The sequence below is a fragment of the Neorhizobium sp. PAMB6716 genome (genome assembly GCF_058242805.1).
The window spans coordinates 534,379-553,535 of record NZ_JBZAYW010000002.1 but is presented as its reverse complement, the minus strand read 5'-3'; the positions used below and the strand labels follow the sequence as shown (position 1 = coordinate 553,535).

The 19,157-nt window shown below is 59.0% G+C and carries 15 protein-coding genes and 3 pseudogenes; 6 read left to right on the top strand and 12 right to left on the bottom strand.

The window, feature by feature from the left end; all coding sequences use genetic code 11:
• Positions 1-62 precede the first annotated feature (62 nt).
• The gene (locus AC4CWH_RS21170) at positions 63-1,301 is read right to left on the bottom strand and encodes an HlyD family secretion protein (protein WP_491286703.1); all 1,239 of its coding nucleotides are present in this window, start codon (positions 1,299-1,301) and stop codon (positions 63-65) included.
• Positions 1,298-3,343, bottom strand: a complete 2,046-nt coding sequence (locus tag AC4CWH_RS21165) for a peptidase domain-containing ABC transporter (RefSeq protein ID WP_491286704.1) — start codon at positions 3,341-3,343, stop codon at positions 1,298-1,300. The genes AC4CWH_RS21170 and AC4CWH_RS21165 overlap by 4 nt, the downstream gene beginning before the upstream one ends.
• 859 nt (positions 3,344-4,202) lie before the next feature.
• Between AC4CWH_RS21165 and AC4CWH_RS21160 the strand changes: the two genes are divergently transcribed.
• The 6 genes from AC4CWH_RS21160 (at position 4,203) to AC4CWH_RS21135 (ending at position 9,804) form a co-directional block, all read left to right on the top strand.
• Positions 4,203-4,673: a hypothetical protein gene (locus AC4CWH_RS21160; RefSeq protein ID WP_491322199.1), complete on the top strand. Its 471-nt coding sequence runs from the start codon at positions 4,203-4,205 to the stop codon at positions 4,671-4,673.
• 616 nt (positions 4,674-5,289) lie between these two features.
• Entirely contained in the window at positions 5,290-6,042 is a 753-nt protein-coding gene (locus AC4CWH_RS21155; RefSeq protein WP_491286706.1) for a response regulator, read from the top strand.
• The gene (locus tag AC4CWH_RS21150) at positions 6,039-7,367 is read left to right on the top strand and encodes an ATP-binding protein (RefSeq protein ID WP_491286707.1); all 1,329 of its coding nucleotides are present in this window, start codon (positions 6,039-6,041) and stop codon (positions 7,365-7,367) included. Before AC4CWH_RS21155 ends, AC4CWH_RS21150 begins: the two co-directional genes overlap by 4 nt.
• Before the next feature lie 208 nt (positions 7,368-7,575).
• Positions 7,576-7,941, top strand: a complete 366-nt coding sequence (locus AC4CWH_RS21145; protein WP_491322198.1) for a hypothetical protein — start codon at positions 7,576-7,578, stop codon at positions 7,939-7,941.
• Between the two features lie 128 nt (positions 7,942-8,069).
• Positions 8,070-8,741 carry a hypothetical protein gene (locus AC4CWH_RS21140; protein WP_491322197.1) on the top strand — a complete coding sequence of 224 codons (672 nt, stop codon included), beginning with the start codon at positions 8,070-8,072 and terminating at the stop codon, positions 8,739-8,741.
• 451 nt (positions 8,742-9,192) lie between these two features.
• Positions 9,193-9,804 (top strand): outer membrane protein, encoded by a 612-nt coding sequence (locus tag AC4CWH_RS21135; protein WP_491286710.1) that lies wholly within the window; start codon positions 9,193-9,195, stop codon positions 9,802-9,804.
• 382 nt (positions 9,805-10,186) lie between these two features.
• On the opposite strand, the pseudogene AC4CWH_RS21130 reads toward AC4CWH_RS21135, so the two are convergent.
• From AC4CWH_RS21130 to AC4CWH_RS21085, 10 genes and pseudogenes are all read right to left on the bottom strand, one after another.
• Positions 10,187-10,303 (bottom strand): annotated as a pseudogene (locus tag AC4CWH_RS21130) (IS110 family RNA-guided transposase); the annotation flags it as partial.
• 5 nt (positions 10,304-10,308) lie between these two features.
• A pseudogene (locus tag AC4CWH_RS21125) lies at positions 10,309-10,452 on the bottom strand (L-idonate 5-dehydrogenase); the annotation flags it as partial.
• A gap of 175 nt (positions 10,453-10,627) precedes the next feature.
• Positions 10,628-10,843: pseudogene (locus AC4CWH_RS21120) on the bottom strand (CoA-transferase); the annotation flags it as partial.
• A gap of 47 nt (positions 10,844-10,890) precedes the next feature.
• Positions 10,891-11,682 (bottom strand): crotonase/enoyl-CoA hydratase family protein, encoded by a 792-nt coding sequence (locus tag AC4CWH_RS21115; RefSeq protein ID WP_491322196.1) that lies wholly within the window; start codon positions 11,680-11,682, stop codon positions 10,891-10,893.
• A gap of 13 nt (positions 11,683-11,695) precedes the next feature.
• Positions 11,696-12,556 carry a hydroxymethylglutaryl-CoA lyase gene (locus AC4CWH_RS21110; RefSeq protein ID WP_491322195.1) on the bottom strand — a complete coding sequence of 287 codons (861 nt, stop codon included), beginning with the start codon at positions 12,554-12,556 and terminating at the stop codon, positions 11,696-11,698.
• The gene (locus tag AC4CWH_RS21105; RefSeq protein WP_491322194.1) at positions 12,553-14,541 is read right to left on the bottom strand and encodes an acetyl/propionyl/methylcrotonyl-CoA carboxylase subunit alpha; all 1,989 of its coding nucleotides are present in this window, start codon (positions 14,539-14,541) and stop codon (positions 12,553-12,555) included. Before AC4CWH_RS21105 ends, AC4CWH_RS21110 begins: the two co-directional genes overlap by 4 nt.
• 2 nt (positions 14,542-14,543) lie before the next feature.
• Positions 14,544-16,151, bottom strand: coding sequence for a carboxyl transferase domain-containing protein (locus AC4CWH_RS21100; RefSeq protein WP_491322193.1), 1,608 nt, complete (start codon positions 16,149-16,151; stop codon positions 14,544-14,546).
• 91 nt (positions 16,152-16,242) lie between these two features.
• A complete protein-coding gene (locus AC4CWH_RS21095) occupies positions 16,243-17,460 on the bottom strand; it encodes a TRAP transporter large permease (RefSeq protein WP_491322309.1) in 1,218 nt (405 codons plus the stop codon).
• A gap of 151 nt (positions 17,461-17,611) precedes the next feature.
• Positions 17,612-18,619: a TRAP transporter substrate-binding protein gene (locus tag AC4CWH_RS21090; RefSeq protein WP_491322192.1), complete on the bottom strand. Its 1,008-nt coding sequence runs from the start codon at positions 18,617-18,619 to the stop codon at positions 17,612-17,614.
• A 27-nt stretch (positions 18,620-18,646) separates the two neighbouring features.
• Complete coding sequence (locus AC4CWH_RS21085; protein ID WP_491286718.1) at positions 18,647-19,141, bottom strand: TRAP transporter small permease; 495 nt, start codon at positions 19,139-19,141, stop codon at positions 18,647-18,649.
• Positions 19,142-19,157 lie beyond the last annotated feature (16 nt).

The following is a 19,157-nucleotide window of genomic DNA, read 5'->3' as shown; positions in this document are numbered from 1 at the left end:
TTAGTCTCCTGTAGGTTCGTGATGAGGGTCATACCGGAATGGCATTGCCCCCGTTCGAAGTTTCACCGGCTGCCCATGGCCTTCAATGGATCCATGATCCAGTCGGTGAAGTGTCGGCGATCTGTGATGATATCGCCGATGAGTGTCATACCGGGTGACAGCTGGCGCTCTTCGCCATACGCCGAGACGCTCGTGCGCTCCAGGCTGACGGTCACCCGGTAGACGGGGTCTTTGAATGCTATGGGTGCGAGAAGCTCGCCTTCGCGATAGGTCGCCTGCGACACCTGGGTCACGCGACCGGGGATCACACCGAAACGTTGATAGGGGAAGGCATCCACCCTCAGCCGGACGTCCTGGCCTTGCTGCACCAGGCCCGCAGCGCGCGACGGCAAAAGGAGGTTCGCTTCCAGGGAACTACCGGCCGGCACCAAGGCTGCCAAAGGCGAATGGGCGACAGCTGTCTGACCAGGCTGTGCCTGTAGAGCCGCGACCCTGCCGGCGACGGGTGCGACCAGCACGTAAGCCCGATCGACCTGAAGCTGTGCCAGGGATTGGTCGAGTTCGCTGCGAAGTCCCTGCAACTGAGCGAGCTTATCGACTTGTTCGGCCGGCAGGTTTGCCAATTGTGAGCGCACGTCATCCAGATCGCCCTGCCGCTGTGCGTGTTGTCGCTCCAGTTCGAAAATGACGCTTTTCTGAGTCAGGATCTGCTGCTGCAGGCGTGACAGTTCAAATCGTGTGCCCGTGCCACCGGCCTGCAGATGCGCGTAGCGCTCCGCATCGCGGACCTGCAGATCCTGAAGTTCGCGCTCGGACACAAGCCGGCGACCTTGAGACGCAATCTCTTCACCAAGCCTGTCAACCCTGGCAGCAAGGCGTCGCCGTTCTTCTTCAAAGCGGGATTTGGCAGCCGAAACTTGAGCGTCGATCGCCTGAATGCGGGACTGGGTCTCTGCGCGGAGCGTTTCTCCGACCTCCCCTTGCGCACCCGTCGTCTCCAGCGACAGTTCGACCATAGGCTGGCCTTGACTGACCATATCGCCTTCATGGACGAGCACACGAGATACGATGCCGCCTTTTGTGGCATACAATTGCGCCAGTCCCCCGGTCGGAGCGACGTATCCCTCAACCGTTTCCTTTCGCGCATAGGTCCCGGTCACGAGATAGGTCCCGCCGACAGCAACGAAGAGACCCAGCATTGCCGTCATGACGCCGTGTCTGACCGGTTGCGCGATTATGACCTCACCGTGCAACCTGCGACGGTGTTCGACCGCTTCGCGCCGAAAAAGCGTCTCGCTCATGGCACCACCTGCAGCGGCTGTGCCGGGACATCGCGTTGCAGTTCGCGCACGTGTCCGGCTTCGACGGCAAAAATGCGCGAGGCTCCCTCTATCGCACCGGGTCGATGAGCCACCATGATCTGGGTCATGCCAAGGGCCTTCAACGACTGCATCACACGACGTTCGGAAAGCACATCCAGATTGGCGGTGCCCTCATCGAGGAACAGGATCGCGGGCTTGCGGTACAGGGCTCTGGCCAGAAGAGCACGCTGTTGCTGCCCGCCTGACAACGTCATTCCGAGATCCCCGACCAGCGTCATGTAGCCCATCGGCATCTGCTGGATCTCATCGTGAAGTCCAACCATGCGGGCGACAGTTTCGACCCGCGACAGATCCATATCCGGATCGAAAAACGCGACATTGTCTGCAATTGTGCCTGCAAAGAGCTGGTCGTCCTGCATGACAACCCCGATTTGCGCGCGATATGCTCTCATACCCCGGGCATTGAAGGTCAGGCCATCCGCCAGTACCTCGCCCTCGCATGGCGGATAAAGCCCCATGAGCAGCTTCAGCAGCGTGGATTTTCCACCACCCGAGGGTCCGACGAAGACCACGGACTGTCCCGCCTTGATGTCGAGCGTGACATCTTTCAGCACCCAGGCTTCCCGCTCAGCATAACGAAAGGAGAGATTGCGGACGGTCAATTCGCCGAGCAAGGGACGAATCCTGTGCGAACCGGCGTCAATGCCGGGCTCGGCATCCTGGTGCACCGCGTCGGCCAGCCGCTCGAGGTGCAGTCCGGTCATGCGAAACTTGAAACACTGGTCGACAAACGACAGGGCAGCGGTGCTGAACTGGCCACGATAGGACAGAAAGGCCAGCAACATCCCGAGTGTCATCTCGCCGCGAATGATCGCGCTGGCGCCGAGGTAAAACACCAGAAGCATTTCCCCACCGGTCACAATGGACAGGCCTGCCGTGCCTTTTAGGCCTATTTTCTGGAGGCGCACAGTGTTGTTGAGACTGGCGGCATAGGCGTTCTGCCAGACTCCATGGCGCTCCAGTTCCCTGCCGAAGAGCTTGAAAGCCCGTGCGCCACGGATGGTTTCCAGGAAGACACTGTCCACTCTGGCCTGATATTGAATGCCCTCATTGGTGAGACTGCGCAACCATGGGAAGGTAACCAGCCGGGTGGACACGACGATTGCCAGCGACGCAAGCACGACAAGGGCGAGGTATGGCGCGTAGACGATCATGACCGCAAGCGTCAGGACCGCCATGAGACCGTCCAGGGTGCCCGAAACCAGACCGCCGGTCAGCAGATCCTGGATCGGTTGGAGGGAGTTGAAGCGGGACAGAATATCGCCGAGGCGACGCTTTTCGAACCAAGGTACCGGCAAACGCAAGGCATGGCGCAGCAGGTTGCCACGCATCTGAAACGTCAAAAGCGTGCTGAAATGCATCTGCACGTAACCGCGAAGAAGCGTGGTTGCTCCCTGGATCAACAGCAACAGACTGGCCCCGATGACGATGACGTTCAAAAGGCTGAAATCGCCCTTGGCGATCGCTTCGTCGACAATCAGCTGGTTCACCAGAGGTGATACGAGCGCAAAGAACTGAAGCAAAGCGGTCAGAGCGAGGATTTGAAGAAGGCTCGGGATGAACCCGGCACTCCTTGACCACAAGTCCGCAAGGCGCACCCGTTCGACTGTCTGGCGCTTTTGGAAGGATGCGGCCGGTGTCAGTTCCAGAGCGACTCCGGTAAAATGCGCGGACGCTTCCGCTAGGGTAAGTTTTCTATGTCCAATTGCAGGGTCGTGTATTTCGATCTGTTTTCGCGTGACACGGCTGAGAACGACATAATGCGACATGTCCCAGTGCAGAATGCACGGTCTCTTCAACTGGCCCAGATCGTCCATTTCCAGCTTCAACGCCCGGCTGGTGAAGGCAAGGTCATCGGCAATGGACATCAGGCTCTTCAGGGTCGTACCCTTGGCCGATACCGCGTGGCGCCGTCTCAGTTCCGACATCGTCACGCGATGACCGTGATACGATGCGACCATTGCCAGGCATGCGAGACCGCATTCTGCAGCCTCCGATTGGAGAACCGGCGAGATTCGAGACCGATTGTTGAGGGCATCGAGAAGCAATTGACGATCCTATCGCGCGTCTGTTTGAAAGACATATCCATCCGCCGCTGAGTATGTTGGACGCTTGGGATGTGCAGTGGGTCGGTCCGGTAAAACTACGTCGGACGGCTGTTGCTGTGTGTTTCGAATTGTTGAGAAATGTTGGCGAGGCGGAAGGGAAAAGGCCCCGAGGAGGTTCGGGATCAGGCCTTCGACCGGTTCCACTCAGACCCGTGCAAGCCTTCGGGCCATGCCCGCTGTCGTTTGAAACAGTCAACGTGCACCGACGCGTCACCCAAAAAAGTTCTACCCCACCCGGATGGTCCGGGTGGGGTAGAAAGAATGCTCAATGGAGTGCCGGTCATCGCAATGGCACACAGTTGTGGCGCGAGTTAACGCGCCAGGGATTCCGGGGCCCCCTTCGTGTTGTAACCGAGTGGGCGACACGTCGGAGAAAGACGGAAAAGATGAGGTCGGCCAGATCGTCACACTATTCGAACCGCAAGGTTGCTCCAACTAGTTCAAGTCGTATCGATATAACCCCGAGTAAAGTGGACGCTAGATTGACAAAAATAGCGATGTAAAGCCCAGAAGTCGGCATCGCCTTGATGGAGTTCGGACCGCAGACGCAGCGTTCAGCGAAGCGTACGCATTGATTTCTAATCACAATACCGATCGCCTGACGAGATGTTGTGATCGCGCCGGAGCGCGAGCATAAATCTTAACAAAACAAAACGCAGGTCTGCAAAGCTCTGGGCTAGTCTCCCGCATCAAACATGAGGCTGGCATCACCATGCAACACCCACCGAAACATTTCAAAATACTTGTCTTTCTGCCGCAGGCTGCCGGAACAATGATCGCCGCGCGATTGGCAGACCACGGATATGACGCCGTTTGGGTATCGACCGTGCCGGAAGCGTTCGATGCGCTTCGTTCCGAGGCGTTCGGCTTTGCCATCACAACTCGGCCCGACATTGATCTTCTCCGCAAGATCCGCGCTTTGCCTGTGATTAATCTAGAAGTCTTCCTGCATGCTCCCGTTTCATCCTGTGGCGTGGTGCCCGGTGCGAAGCGATTTGCCGCACAGGCATTTCTCGAAAGAGTGGATTTCCTAGCCCGATCGATGATCCCTGCCAGATCGGATACTGGGTGCGCCACACCGTTACCGGTCCACGGATCGGTCATCTCCCATTTGAGGGTTACCCTTGCCTATCCAGTCCGCATCTGGCGTTCTGTCCGAAACGTCGGCGATTTCCGAGCTTGACCCGCTTCAGGTTACTGTCCTCGCTTGCGAGGCGCAGTTTGCCGCTGCTTGGTGTCATCTATGAGGTGCCCCCAAGCCAACCCGTCGAAACCTCGACTACAACGCCCAGACGAGTGCAAAGGTATTCGCGCATTGCCGAACTCTGGCGAATTGCCGCTCCCCAACAGGAACAAGTATTTTTGGCAGGCTGTTTTCTGATGTTATGGCTGATCAGTGCCGCCTCCGTCAGCGGCTATGTTTTGTTGGGATTGTTCGTCCTCGTCGCGCTGGGGCGATATGCCAAGCACATTTGCCTTGTCATTGCGCAAGATCTGCCGCGGCGGTCGAGGGCACGGTATTACCTTGTTGCATGCGTATCTGCCGCGTTTTTTTCGCTGCTGGCATTCAGGGCGTGCTATCTTGCTGTCATTGTTATCGACACTAGGTTTCGCTGAGAGACAACCGGGGCAGACCATGGACAGCTTCGGGCACGGCGAGGCCAACCCGCCCGAGCGCTGCAACATGTTGCAACATTTCAGAACATAGTTTTGCATGATATCCGATAAGAAACGGCGTGCGGTGGGTCCCGCCTCTAGCTTACCGCGACAAAGCGATCCTGCGGGCAAGGTGAACAGATATGGCGGTCTCTCCGCAACAGCCGATTAACCAGATGGGAATTGCGCAAGCGCGAATTCTTGTTGTGGAAGACGACGGTGAAATCGCCGGCATGCTGGTTGATCTGGTCAAAGCCAACGGGTTTGAAGCCGCGTCTGCGGCCAACGGGATCGAGATGGACCGGATTATGGCCCGTCATTCGTTCGATCTTATCCTGCTTGACGGAATGCTGCCCGGCGAGGACGGGTTCAGTATTTGCAGGCGGTTACGCACTTCCGGAAAAACACCTATCCTGATGTTGACGGCTCTTCGCGAGGATATCGACCGGATCCTCGGTCTGGAACTGGGGGCGGATGATTACGTCACGAAGCCGTTCAATTCGCGGGAACTGCTGGCCCGGATCAAGAACATCTTGCGCAGGGCCGCCGCCCACGACGAGCCGGATGAACAACCCGAAGCCATGTCATTTTCAGGATGGCGGATTGATCCGGCCAGCCGCGAACTTTTTGACGCTGAAGGTGCGCAGGTTTCGATGACGACAGCGGAATTCGATCTGCTTTGGGCATTTTGCTGTCATCCTAACAAGGTTCTCACCCGTGAGCAGCTATTGGCAATGACACATGCTGGTTCTGCAGGCCCCATCGAACGCAGCATCGATGCCCATATCAGCCGTGTTCGCCAAAAGATCGAACCGAATCTGAAGGATCCAACGTTTATCAAGACGGTTCGACTGGGTGGCTACTTGTTTGCCTCCAAAGTAGAGCGTCTTCCGTGAAAAGCCTTCGCAGTGCCTCCATTCGCAAACAGCTCCTTTTCCTCGCAATTCTTCTTGTCATTCTGGTCTCGATGGTGGCGGCAACGACGGAACCCTTCATCTATGGACGGCATGACAAGGGTATCGAGATCGGCCTGTTTGCGGGACGGGTCGAAATGGTGCTCGACCAGTTTGCCCATACTCGGTCCGCGGCGGAGGAAGCCGATGTATTGTCGTTGGCAGGCCGGATGGGCATTGTCGTCAGGCGAACCCTGCCCTCACACGCATCCGTATCATACGACGCCGACACCCCGACAAATGACGTCGTTACCCATGTGAAGGCGATTATCAACGATGGTTTCCTGAAGGCCGTCCGGAATGCGATTGTGGGCGATGGCGACCAACCCGAGCTTGTCGTGAAGGTCCCCCCTGACAGGGCCCTAGCTTTCGTCATGCCCCATTTTCCCACAAGTGTCTGGCTGCTGCCCGCCGTGGCAAGCGGCATCCTCAAAATCCTGCTTCCGCTCATACTTCTCGCCTATGTCGGAAGTTGGCTTGTCACCGAACCGCTCGTGCGGTTCGCCCTGGCGGCCCAGAGGGCGAGCATGGACGACCATTCCGAGGAGGCTTTCAAGGCCGAGGGATCGTCAGAACTTCGAAGCCTTGCGGCTTCCCTCAACGTCATGCAGAGCCGCATACAACTAATGTTGCGCGAGCGAACCCGGATCCTTCGCGCCATCAGTCATGATTTGCGAACCCCGCTGACGCGCTTGAGAATGCGCATTGAACGCTCGAACGAACCGGAACTGAAGGACCTCATGCTCTCCGATGTGGCTGCATTATCGTCTCTCATAGATGCAAGCTTGAGCTTTCTCGACAACAAGTTCGAAGCTCCACGCAAGGTTGATCTGTCGAGCCTGCTGCAGACAATCGCCAATGATTTTGCTGATACGGGTGTCGATATTAAATTCCTAGGCCCGCGCCGGTTGGCGTTTATCTGTATGCCGCAGGGGTTGACGCGGGCGGTCTCAAACCTTGTCGACAATGCATCACGGTATGCGCAAAAAATCGAGCTAGAACTTGTCGACAGGCGGGATCGGGGCGTGCTCATCAAGGTCTCGGACGACGGACCCGGACTATCCGACGACTTGAAGTCGAAGGTCCTCCAACCTTTTTTCAAAGCCGATGAGGCAAGGCAGACGAGCGGGGAAGTCGATGGATTTGGCCTGGGCCTGTCAATTGCTCAAGGGATTGTAACGATTGGCCACAAGGGCAGCATGGCACTGCTCGACCGTAAGCCGCATGGCCTGAGGGTCGACATCGTGCTGCCGGAAATCAGATCCTGAGCGAAGCCAACCGGTTCTCCTTTCACGATGCAGCTGGACCAACCCTCGGTTCAGCCAGGTTCCGGACGGGCAACATCTCTCAACATCAAATCACACGGCGCAACAGCCAATTGATGCATCATGCACTGCAGCAGTTCCGGCTCCCATCGGCTTACGAAGCGGCAGGCCTGCAGACGCAGCACAATCTAACGCTGAAAGGCTACATATCATGAGACGCATCGCCCTAGCTTTGAGTGTTACGACCGCTCTCATTTCGTCTACAGCCGTCCCCGCATTGTCCCAGGTTGTTATTTACGGCGACGAAAGCACCGGCTCCTACTCGGTAGATGGCAATACCGAGTCTCGCTTTCTTCGTGCCTGGAACCGTGACCACGACAAACAGACCCGTTCCTATAGTCGTTCGCGCTTCGGCCCGGAAGACGTCATCAGTCTGCTCGAAGATCGTGGATATAGGGTCCGTGACGTCGAGGATGTCGGCGAGAGATATCTTGTCAGGGCTAGCCGCGGCGGCGAGAACCTGCTGGTCAGTGTATCGCGGTCAGGCGACATCATGGGTGTCGTGCATGATCGGTAGCAAGATCCAGCACGCCAGATCCGGCTCGTCAGCCTCACACGTTTTACCGCAGTGGAATGATGTCCATTTGCCCGAAGCAACCTTGTTCGCACGTCATCGCCAGGGGAAAATCAGGTCGGAAGACCCCTATGATGAATAACCCAAGGGATATTAGCCCATCCTTTCTCATGGGTCACAACGACGACCTGATTGTCGTCGAGCGGGTTTGGCATTATAGGTTCGACATCGACCACGCCAGTTCAGAGAAGCGCTGGCCGTTAGAATGGTGCCGTGTCGGTGCCGTGGTCTTCATGATGGGCGCTGTTTCGATTGGCTACCTGAAGCTCACCGATTACGGCGAAAAAACCTCGGTCGCCGTCGCCGCAAATGCGGCGGCGCCAATGCCGCCATCGGGCATTATCCAGGCAGTTCCGGTCGTGGACACCTCCCGCGCGAGGGACACCACCACGTTGACCGAGATCCCAGTTCCGATCAGCCGCCCGATGGTGATGGCACCAAGAGGTCCGGATAGCGCAAAACCGACGACGGTGCCTTCAGCAACAATCGTTCCCGCTGCTCGTCCGCGCCGGGATGGTTCCTGCATACGATATTGTGGATCCGCTCGACCTGTCATCTCCGGCTCAGTGTCTGAAGGAGAAACCGTAGATCGCGGTGGTCTCCAACCCCAAACCGAGGTGGAGCAACAAAACGTGTCTGCGGTTGATGGTGCCGGTTACATTCTCACGCAAACAGTGATCCTGCCGCTTACCACCTTAAGGATAGGCCGGGAGGCGATTGTTGGCATTTTCAGGCAGGATTGAACGCAGCCAAACCACAGGCGACGCCCTGGCCAAGAGGAGGGAATTGCGACGCGGGCGCGTTATGCAGCGTCTTGGCAACGGGTCTGGTCATCCGGATTGCAATGTTTGAAACGGCCGATGGGCAGCCGCGTGCGGTCCTACAGCAATGCTTTTCCGTCTGTTGCGCAATGCCGGCAATCTTCAAGACAAACAAATGTTTACATTCCGAAACTGCATGTCGGCCACCGTTTGAAGGATCCACTCATCCGGCAGATGATGAAACAATAGCGTACCCAACCAAAACTATGGTTCACACGCCGGAGGCCGCCTCGCCTAACATTAAATCCCGTCGCAACATAACCTAATACGAAAAGACACTCCGCAACACGATGCGCCAGTAGAGTTTGGTTCATGAGCTAAACGGGCTCAACCAGCGCTTAGTGTGTTCGCGCTCCGCGAAAAGGAATTTCCGATGAATTTGAAACTATTGGCTACAGCAGCGATTTTGCTCTCCTTTGCCGCGCCTGTCATTGCGGCCGACGTCATTGACGCACCGATTGCTGCTGTCGCACAGCTCCCATCGGCTTACAACTGGTCCGGCTTTTACCTTGGCGCCCAAGGCGGCTACAACTGGAACCAAGCAACGGTCTCCGGCACCGATAATGATATCGACAGTGGTATATTTGGCGTTCATGCCGGTTACAATTTCCAGAGCGGAAACATCGTCTACGGCATCGAGAACGACTTCAACTACAATTTCGAAAAGGGCGACAATGCGCGGGTTGAATGGGATGCATCTGCCCGTGGCCGCGTCGGCTATGCCTTGGACCGGACATTAATTTTCGCCACTGCAGGTGTTGCAGCCGCAGGAGCAAAGGCCAGCACACAAGGGATTGCCGAAAACGACAGTATCCTCATCGGCTGGACGGCTGGCGGCGGTGTCGAGCACGCAGTGACTGACAACATTCTGGTTCGCGGCGAATATCGCTACTCCGACTTCGGCAGCAAAGATTTTGGATCCTCGATCGGCGACGTCGGAGCAACCCAGCACAAGGTTCTTTTGGGCACGAGTTACAAGTTCTGACCTAGGTGTTCAGTCCGGCACCCGATTCCTCCAGTCTCGGGTTCCAAGGGTATCGCGCCCATTGGCCACACCCGCAATTGCGGGTGTGGCCAAGCCATATTCGGATAACGACAGCCGTGTCGATGGATTTGGCCAATAGCACACGAACGTCGATTGTGTTTCCGCCCTTTAACTGCGGGACATAGTCAAGTCTGTTTTGTCCGTGCCGGGGTCATGGTCCTTTGCAAGGTCATTGCCTCATGATGATGTTCGGGTCGGATGCCTCAACGTGTGCAGCGACGTCCCAAGGCGTCAGCCGAAACAACGAGGTCACCGCAACCACCGTCCCGGCGGGATGCCACAGGCCTGATTCAGCCCTGCGATTTCAGGAGAGTGCCATCTGTCAGGCCGGCTCCTTTCCCCACCGGAACGAGGTTCCATCGACCCAGATGCAGTGCAAAATGACCGCAAGCTTGCGTGCGACGGGGACCAGCGCTTTCTTCATGCCATTGCGTTTGGCAAGTCGAAGCCGCCGTGTTTGTAGTAGTGCAGGTCCAAACCGCAGATCCCGGCCCCGATGGCAACCTCCACCTGACTGGGACCAGGTGCGTCGACTGTCCGCTCTTCGATGCGAAGATCCTTTGCGGCATGGATGACGATGGCTTTCATGACTTTCTCCTCAGATCACGAGGGGTCGGCAGGGCCGCGCCGGCAAAAAGGGCCGCAAGGCTGTAGCGCATCAGCCTGCCATTCGCCTCGCGGGTCTCGATCGTGCCGGATGCGTGGCGCGGCTGGAGAAACACGTTGTCAAGCGCGAGGAAACGCGGATTAAGCTTGGGTTTCTCGATAGATAGTGGAGCATGAACTCGGCGTTCTCCCCAACATAGGAAGAGATCATCCTCTTGATTTGACGGTTACTGAGCAGTATTCTCAGACCAAAATCGTCAGCTCCGCAATTGTTGGACGCAATGGTCAAATCCGTCGTTTCGGCATCGGAGATCGCCGCAATCAGCAGCTCAGGAATCCCGCAAAGACCAAAGCCGCCCGCTGCCGTCGTCATACCGTCGTGGAGAAACCCCTCCAGGGCGTCGGCGGCCGAACTACAAATCAAATCTCCCTGCGCCAGGACGGCGTCTCCTTGGCAAAGAAAGCGGCAATTCCCTCCTGAGCCTCATGGGTCTCCCAGCGGTCAGCGAGTGCTATCGCAGACATCTCCGCGGCATCCGAGGGATCGGGGCCGGCGAGCTTGCCACAAAGGGCTTTGGCCTCGCTGACCGCACCCGGCGCGCATTGCAGAAAGGTGAGAACCTCCTCCTCAATCGTGGCGTCCAGGTCATCGAGCCGGCAAGCCCGGGCGACCAGCCCTGCTCGGATGAGAAATGCAGCATCGAAGGGCTTCGCGTTGAGGAACACCTGGCGCGCGAAAGCTTCTCCGAGACGCCGGATAACGAAGGGGCCGATTGTGGCGGGGATCAACCCAAGCCGGGTTTCCGTGAGGGCAAACCGGGTCGCTTCCTCCGCAACAACGATGTCGCAAATCGCGATCAACCCCAATCCGCCGCCATAGGCGGCGCCATGAACCCGCCCGATGACGGGTTTCGGCAGCGCATTCCAGTGCCCCAGCATGTTGGCCAGGCTGGTTGCCTCGGCCAGCTTCTCGGCCCGATCCTTGTCCGCCTGGGCGCGCATCCAGCCAAGGTCGCCGCCAGCGCAAAAGGTCCTGCCCTCGCCGGAAAGGACAACGACGCGTATGGCCGGATCCCTTGCCAGTATTTCGGCCGCCTGGGTGAGCTCGGCGATCATCATTGCGTTCATCGCATTGTACTTGTCGGGGCGTGCCAGCGTCACCGTCGCCACGTTGCGCGCGTCCACCCGCAAGTGAATGGTCTCATACGTCATGGGCTCTCTCCTCTCAATCTGCCTTGGATGCGATGGCCGCGACACAGGTTTCCGCAGCCTGCAGCGCCGTCCGGTCGATACCCGTATCGAAGCCGCGCCGTTCGAGCAGATCCAGGAGCGCGGACGTCGACAGATTGCCCTTCGCACCGGGAGCATAGGGACATCCGCCAAGCCCGCCGACCGCGCTGTCGAAGGTACGCAGTCCCATACCTAGCGAAACCGCCACGTTATCGAGCGCCGTATTTGCCGTGTCGTGAAAATGCCCGGCGAGTTCGCCTGGCGGAATGCCGGCAAGAACGGCCTCTAACATTCGCGAGACGGTGGCAGGCCTTCCCGCCCCGATCGTATCGCCAAGGCATATTGCGTAGCAGCCCATCCCGCGAAGCGCCAAAGCAGTATCGCGCACCGCCTCCGGTGCCACTTCGCCGTCATAGGGGCATGCGATGACGCAGGAGACATAGCCGCGCACCCGGATGCCCGCCTTCCCGGCCGCCGCGAGCAGGGGCTCGAAGCGAACCAGGCTTTCTGCAATCGAGCAATTGATGTTCTTCTGGCTGAACCCTTCCGAGGCGGATGCGAAAACGGCGACCTCGTCCGCCCCTGCGGCCTGCGCCAGTTCGAACCCTTTCATGTTGGGGGTCAGTACCGCATAGCCTGTCCCCGGCTGGCGGGTAATTCCTCTCATGACATCAAGCGCATCCGCCAGTTGAGGAACCCATTTGGGAGAAACGAAGCTCGTCGCCTCTATCTTCTCGAACCCGGCCCGGGACAGAAGGTCGATCAGCTCGATCTTCCTGGCAGTCGGAATGATCCGTTTTTCGTTCTGCAACCCGTCCCTGGGGCCAACCTCGTAGATGCGGACATGGTCGCTCATGCGGCGTCTTCCTCCAGCACGATGAGCACGGAACCGCCTTCGACCGCCTGGCCGGCAGCGCATTTGACGGAGACCACACGACCCGTGCGCGGGGCGACAAGGGCCGTCTCCATCTTCATAGCTTCGATGATGCCGAGCTTGGCGCCGCCTTGCACGACGTCCCCTTGCGAGACGGTGAGAGTGACGATCACACCTGTCATGGGAGCCGCCACGACATTGCCCGCATCCACCGCTACGCCGTTGCCCGCACGCGCGTCCGGCATGGATATGTCGCGCACCATGTCTGCCGTGCTGACGGAAATCAGAAGCCCGGCCTGGGGGCACGCCAGAAATACCTTCGCTTCGATCCGCGACATGGTTGGTCCGAGACGGGCGGTAATCCTATCGCCATCGATTTCGACTGCCCCAAGGACGATATCGTCATGCCCGCCGGACAGTGTCATCGAGCCGTTGCGGCGAAGCGTCAGGCGGCGGTCGAAGACCTCTCCGTCACAGACGAGGCGCAGATCATGGAAGGCCTCATCCCAGAGGCGCCAGCCGAAACGTGGCGCCCGTGGGTCGATGCCCAATCCAGCAATGGCGGCGATGGCCAGGTGGATCTCCGAAACCGGCGTGATGGCGATCAGGTGGTGCAGATCCCGTTCAATCAGGCCCGTGTCAAACTCTCCCTCGCCAAATCCCTTGTGCGATGCCAACCTGGCCAGAAATTCGGCATTGGTGGCGGTTCCGGCCACATGGGTGCCTCGCAGCGCAAGAATGAGCCGATTGAGGGCGTCGCGGCGATCCGTTCCGTGGCTGATGATCTTGGCGATCATCGGATCATAGAAGGGGCTGATATGGTTGCCCGAACATACGCCTGCGTCATTGCGGGCGTGGCTGGAAAAGGCCAGATGCTCGACTTTGCCGGTGGCAGGAAGAAATCCTCTGGCCGGGTCTTCCGCGTAGAGGCGAGCCTCGAACGAATGGCCGGAAATAGACAGTGCGTCCTGCGCCAGTGGCAGGGGCTGGCCCGCCGCGACGCGCAATTGCCACTCCACCAGGTCGACACCTGTAATGGCCTCCGTTACGGGATGTTCGACCTGAAGGCGCGTGTTCATTTCCATGAACCAGAAACCATCGGCACGCAGCGGTCCGGAACCATCCACGATGAATTCGATCGTTCCGGCGCCGGAGTAGTTGACCGCCCTGGCCGCTTTCACGGCCGCATCCGTCATCGCGGCACGAACCTCCCGGGTCATGCCTGGGGCCGGCGCCTCCTCCACCACCTTCTGGTGGCGCCGCTGCAGCGAACAATCACGCTCGAAGAGATGCACGACATTGCCATGGTTGTCGCCGAACACCTGCACTTCGATATGTCTTGGGGAGAGGATATATTTTTCGATCAGCACCTGCGGATCGCCAAAAGACGCCTGCCCCTCCCTTCGGGCGGAGGCAAGTGCGTCACGGAAATCCGCGGGATCGTCAACCCGGCGCATGCCCTTGCCGCCGCCGCCGGCGCGCGCCTTGATCAGCACGGGATAGCCAATTCCCTCAGCCTTCGCGGCCAGAAAATCGGGGTCCTGCTCGGCCCCCTGGTAACCGGGCACGATCGGCACGCCTGCCTCTGCCATCAGGTCCTTTGCCGCATCCTTCAGCCCCATGGCCCGAATTGAAGCCGCCGACGGTCCGATGAACACCAGGCCCGCCGCTTCGACCGCCTCCACGAAACCAGGGTTCTCGGACAGAAACCCGTAGCCCGGATGGACCGCCTCCGCACCCGTCGCCAGCGCGGCGGCAATCAGCTTGTCTCCGGCGAGGTAGCTTTCCGACGCTGGCGATGGCCCGATATGCACGGCTTCGTCCGCCAGCGAAACATGCAGCGACTGCCTATCGGCATTCGAATAGACAGCCACGGTTCGCACACCCATCCGCTGCGCCGTGCGGATGACGCGGCAGGCAATCTCACCCCGGTTTGCAATCAGAATCTTGGAAAAGGGAGGGGTCATCATCACATCCTAAACAAGCCGAATTTCGTTTCCTGGACGGGCGCGTTGAGCGTTGCCCGCAGCGACAGGGCAACCACGTCACGCGTCTTGCGCGGGTCGATAATACCGTCGTCCCAGAGTCGGGAGGACGCGTAGAGCGGGCGGGACTGACGTTCGAACATTTCGAGTGTCGGACGCTTGAAATCCTCCTCGTCCGCGACAGACCAGGAGCCACCCTTCGCCTCGATGCCAGCACGTTTCACATTGGCCAGAACCCCTGCTGCCTGAGCTCCACCCATCACCGAGATGCGGGCGTTGGGCCACATCCAGACAAAGCGCGGGCCGAAAGCCCGGCCACACATGCCATAGTTGCCAGCGCCATACGATCCGCCGATGATGACCGTGACCTTGGGCACCGACGCCGTGGAAACGGCGGTCACCAGTTTTGCGCCGTCCTTGGCGATGCCACCGGCTTCATATTTCGATCCGACCATGAAGCCGGTGATGTTCTGCAGGAACAGAAGCGGGATCTTGCGCTGGCAACACAACTCGATGAAATGCGCGCCCTTGACGGAGCTTTCCGAGAACAGGACACCGTTATTGGCAAGAATACCCACGGGTATGCCATCGATATGGGCAAAGCCTGTCACCAAGGTCGTTCCGTATCGCGGCTTGAACTCGGCAAAATCCGAACCGTCGACGATGCGCGCGATGATTTCGCGCACATCGTAGGGCGTTTTATCGTTCGCCGGCACGATCCCCATGATGTCCTCCGCCGGATAAAGCGGGAATTTCGGCATCCTCAAGTCGATATTTGGACGGGGCTTGGGGCCTAGATTGGCGACGATCTCGCGCGCCAGCGCCAGGGCATGGCGATCGTCATCGGCCAGATAGTCCGCGACGCCCGAAAGCCGCGTATGCGTATCGCCTCCGCCAAGGGTCTCGGCATCGATCTCCTCCCCCGTCGCAACCTTTACCAGAGGGGGGCCGGCGAGAAAGATCGTGCCTTGTTCACGAACGATGATTGTTTGATCGCTCATGGCAGGCACATAGGCACCGCCGGCCGTGCACGCCCCCATGACCACAGCGATCTGTGCGATGCCTTTCGCACTCATCCGCGCCTGGTTGAAGAATATTCGACCGAAATGGTCGCGATCGGGAAAAACCTCGTCCTGATTGTTCAGGTTCGCTCCGCCGCTATCGACCAGATAGACACACGGAAGCTCGTTCTCCTCCGCAATCTCCTGGGCGCGCAAATGCTTCCTTACGGTGAGCGGGAAATAGGTGCCGCCTTTGACAGTGGCATCGTTGCAGAGGATCATGCAATCGCGCCCTTCGACGCGGCCGATGCCCGCAATGGCGCCTGCCGAAGGCACTTCGTCATCGTAGTGCCCGCTTGCAGCAAAGAGCCCAATCTCGAGAAATGGGGAGCCGGGATCAAGGAGGGCGGCGACCCGCTCGCGTGGCAGCAATTTGCCGCGGGCCTTGTGGCGCACACGAGCCGCTTCCGAGCCGCCCTGCCTGATCCGTGTGGCTTCCAGTTCAACCGGCGCCAGCTGCGCTTCCATGGCAGACCGGTTTTCCTCAAACTCCGGCGCACCGGTCAGCACGTTGCTCGGCAATATCGTCATGCAATCTCTCCTGTCATTCGGGCGCCGGCCTCACGACCACCGAGCGGTTCGTTACCGGCGCAGACATGGTGGTCGAGGGGGCGTTGTCGGTTCACTGCTGCATTAGGCTCGGAAGCCACAACGTGATCTGCGGGAAGAGGAGCAGCAAAAGCAGGATGAAAAGCTCCACGATAATAAACGGAACCAGTCCACGGAATATCCTGCCTAGGGGCACTCCCGTCTGTGCCGCGGCGACATAGGCATTGAGACCCAGCGGTGGCGTCAGCAAGCCGATCTCGACCGTCTTCGTCACGACGATCCCGAACCACACCGGATTGAAGTCCAGCGCCATGGCGATCGGAAACATCAGCGGCATGGCCAGAGAGAGGATCGCAAGCTGATCCATGAACATGCCCATGACCAGCAGCGTGAGCATGATGATCGCCATGATGGTGCCACGCGAAAGTTCAGTCGTCGCGACAAACTCGAGAAGCGTGTGGGTGATGCGCGTGAACGCCAAGTAATTCGAGAAGATCGCCGAGCAGGCAACGATGGCGACGATCATCACGGTTGCGCGGATCGTGTTGGAGATTGACCTGTTCAATCTTGCAAACGAAATGGAGCGCTGGGCGATCACGATGATGAGCGATCCCATCACCCCGAGCGCCGCAGCTTCGGAAGGGGATGTATGACCGCCATAGATCGCGCCGATCACAAGCAGCAGCAGAGCCGTCATCGGTAAGACGTGACGACTGGCATTCACCGCCTTCTTCAACTCGAAGGGAGGGCCTTTCGGAGCCTGGTCCGTCATGTGGGCAATGATTTTTATGACGACGGCGAGACCTACCGCGGTCAGAAGCCCGGGAATGATCCCGGCGATGAACAGCTGCCCGATCGAAGTCTCCGTCAGCACGCCGTAGACAACGAGCACGATCGAAGGCGGTATGACAACGGCAAGGGTGCCACCGACGGAGACGACGGCCGCAGCCAGCCTGCGGGAATAATTGTGGTTGCGCATCTCGGGATAGGCAGAGGCTGCCATTGCCGCCGTTGACGCGGTCGAACTACCAACAAGCGCCGCAAGAATGACCGCGGCACCCACGGTCGCCATGGCAAGACCGCCCTTGACGTGCCCAACCCAACCCTGGCACGCGACGATGGCCCGCCGGGTCACGTCCCCCGCGGTCAGCAGTTCGGCCATGAGGATGAACAGCGGGATCGCGACAAGGATGAAGGAGGACGAACTGTCGAAAAATGTCCGCTCCAGCACGGCGAGCGCCGGACGCGATCCAAGTTGAACGGCAAGCCCCATGAAGCCGGCAAGCCCCATGGCGAATGCGATTGGCATCCTGAACACCATGAAAATGGCCAGTAGGACGAGTATGGGTAAAAAGGTCAGCATGTGGCGAACGCAAGCTCCTTTGAGGAGCAGCCGGTTCGAAGACCGACTGCTCTGACGGGGTCGGGAAAGGCGGCTGCGTTTACTGGGCCGTCAGTTGTTTATAGGTATCCAGCACCGCTTTGGCCTTGTCGCCACCCATGCGGCTCGACCAGTCAGCGGCCACGAGCGCCATGCCTTCATCAAGGGCCGTGAGCTCTTCATCGCTAAAGCTGTAGGTATCGATGCCGGCTGCCTTCCATTTTGCGATGAGAACGCTGGCGCTGTCGTCCTGAGCCTGTGCGACATGAACAGCGGTCTCATTCCCGGTTGTCACCATGGCGTCCCGGATTTCGGGAGCGAGGCTGTCGAACAGATCGCTGCGAACCACCATGACGAAGCTGTAGCCGCCGAATGAGCCATTGGTGGAAATGTGGCTCACCACCTCGTTCAGCTTGTATCCCGGCACCGAGGCCAGCGGAAACAGGATCGCATCAAGCCGCCCGGTTTCGACGGCCGTGTAGACTTCCGGGCCTGGGATGGAGATGCCGACCGCCCCCAGGCTGCGCGCAGTCATGGCCTGGGTTCCGCCCGAGGTGCGCACGTCGATCGCCTTCCATTCAGCGGGCATGCCCAGTCGCTTCTTGGACAGCACCTGGTAGGGAGGGAGAACGAAGCCGAAGACTGGTGTTACGCCGTTCGCCAGAAGCTCATCGCGCAACGGTCCTTCCTTCAACATAGTCTGCAGCGCCTTGGTGCCCTGGACGGCCGAGTCGTAGAAGCCCGGCAGGTCCACCACCGAGTTCAGCGGCAAGGATTCCGAGTGGTAGCTCGGACCCAGAAGTGCGGCATCGCGAATACCGCTTTTGACGGCGTCGAGCTGCGCCTTGGCCTTCGCCGCCTGCTCGGCGGGGAAATGGTTGAAGGTAATCTTGCCGCCGGTGGCCTTTTCGACGGCCGCCATCCATTTGGTCGTGCCCTCCACCGATACGATATGGCTGGTGGACTGGAAGTCGCTCAGGCTCAGCGTTTCCGCCTGCGCCTCGACAGCGACCAGAGCGAGCGCAACGGCCAAGCCCGCCACGGGCTGTTTCATATTCACGGTCTTCATTTTCAGTCTCCTCCCTGAATTGATTTCCTAATGGATCGGTTTAGGTGTCTCACTTTGCAAAGCGTCATAGAGCAGCCGAACGGCCAGGACTCCACAGCCCAGAGGCACCGCGGCATAGGCCCACCCCAGCGGCCAATCGACCACGCCGAACTGGGTCTGCCCTCGCACAAAGGCATTCAGCGCATTTTTTCCGGACATGTAGGTGACGGCGAAGAAGAAGGCGGACGGAAGCAGCAGACACAGCTTGACGACCGCCTTTCCCCACAGCCCCGGAAGTTGTTCCGGCAAGAAATCCAGGGCGAGATGGCCGCCATCACGAAAAACCCATGACAGGGACAAGGTCGCCAGGGCCGGCATCAGATAGAGTTCGGTCAACTCGAACTGAAACTGCACAGGCTCGCCGAATATCAGTCGCAGCAAAATGTCCGCATTGATGATGACAACGATGATCACGAGGCTGAGGCACCCCAGCAAATGCAGGGTGTCCTCGATTTTTCTTAGAATGATACCGATGACGTTCAACCTATCCTCCCAGCGG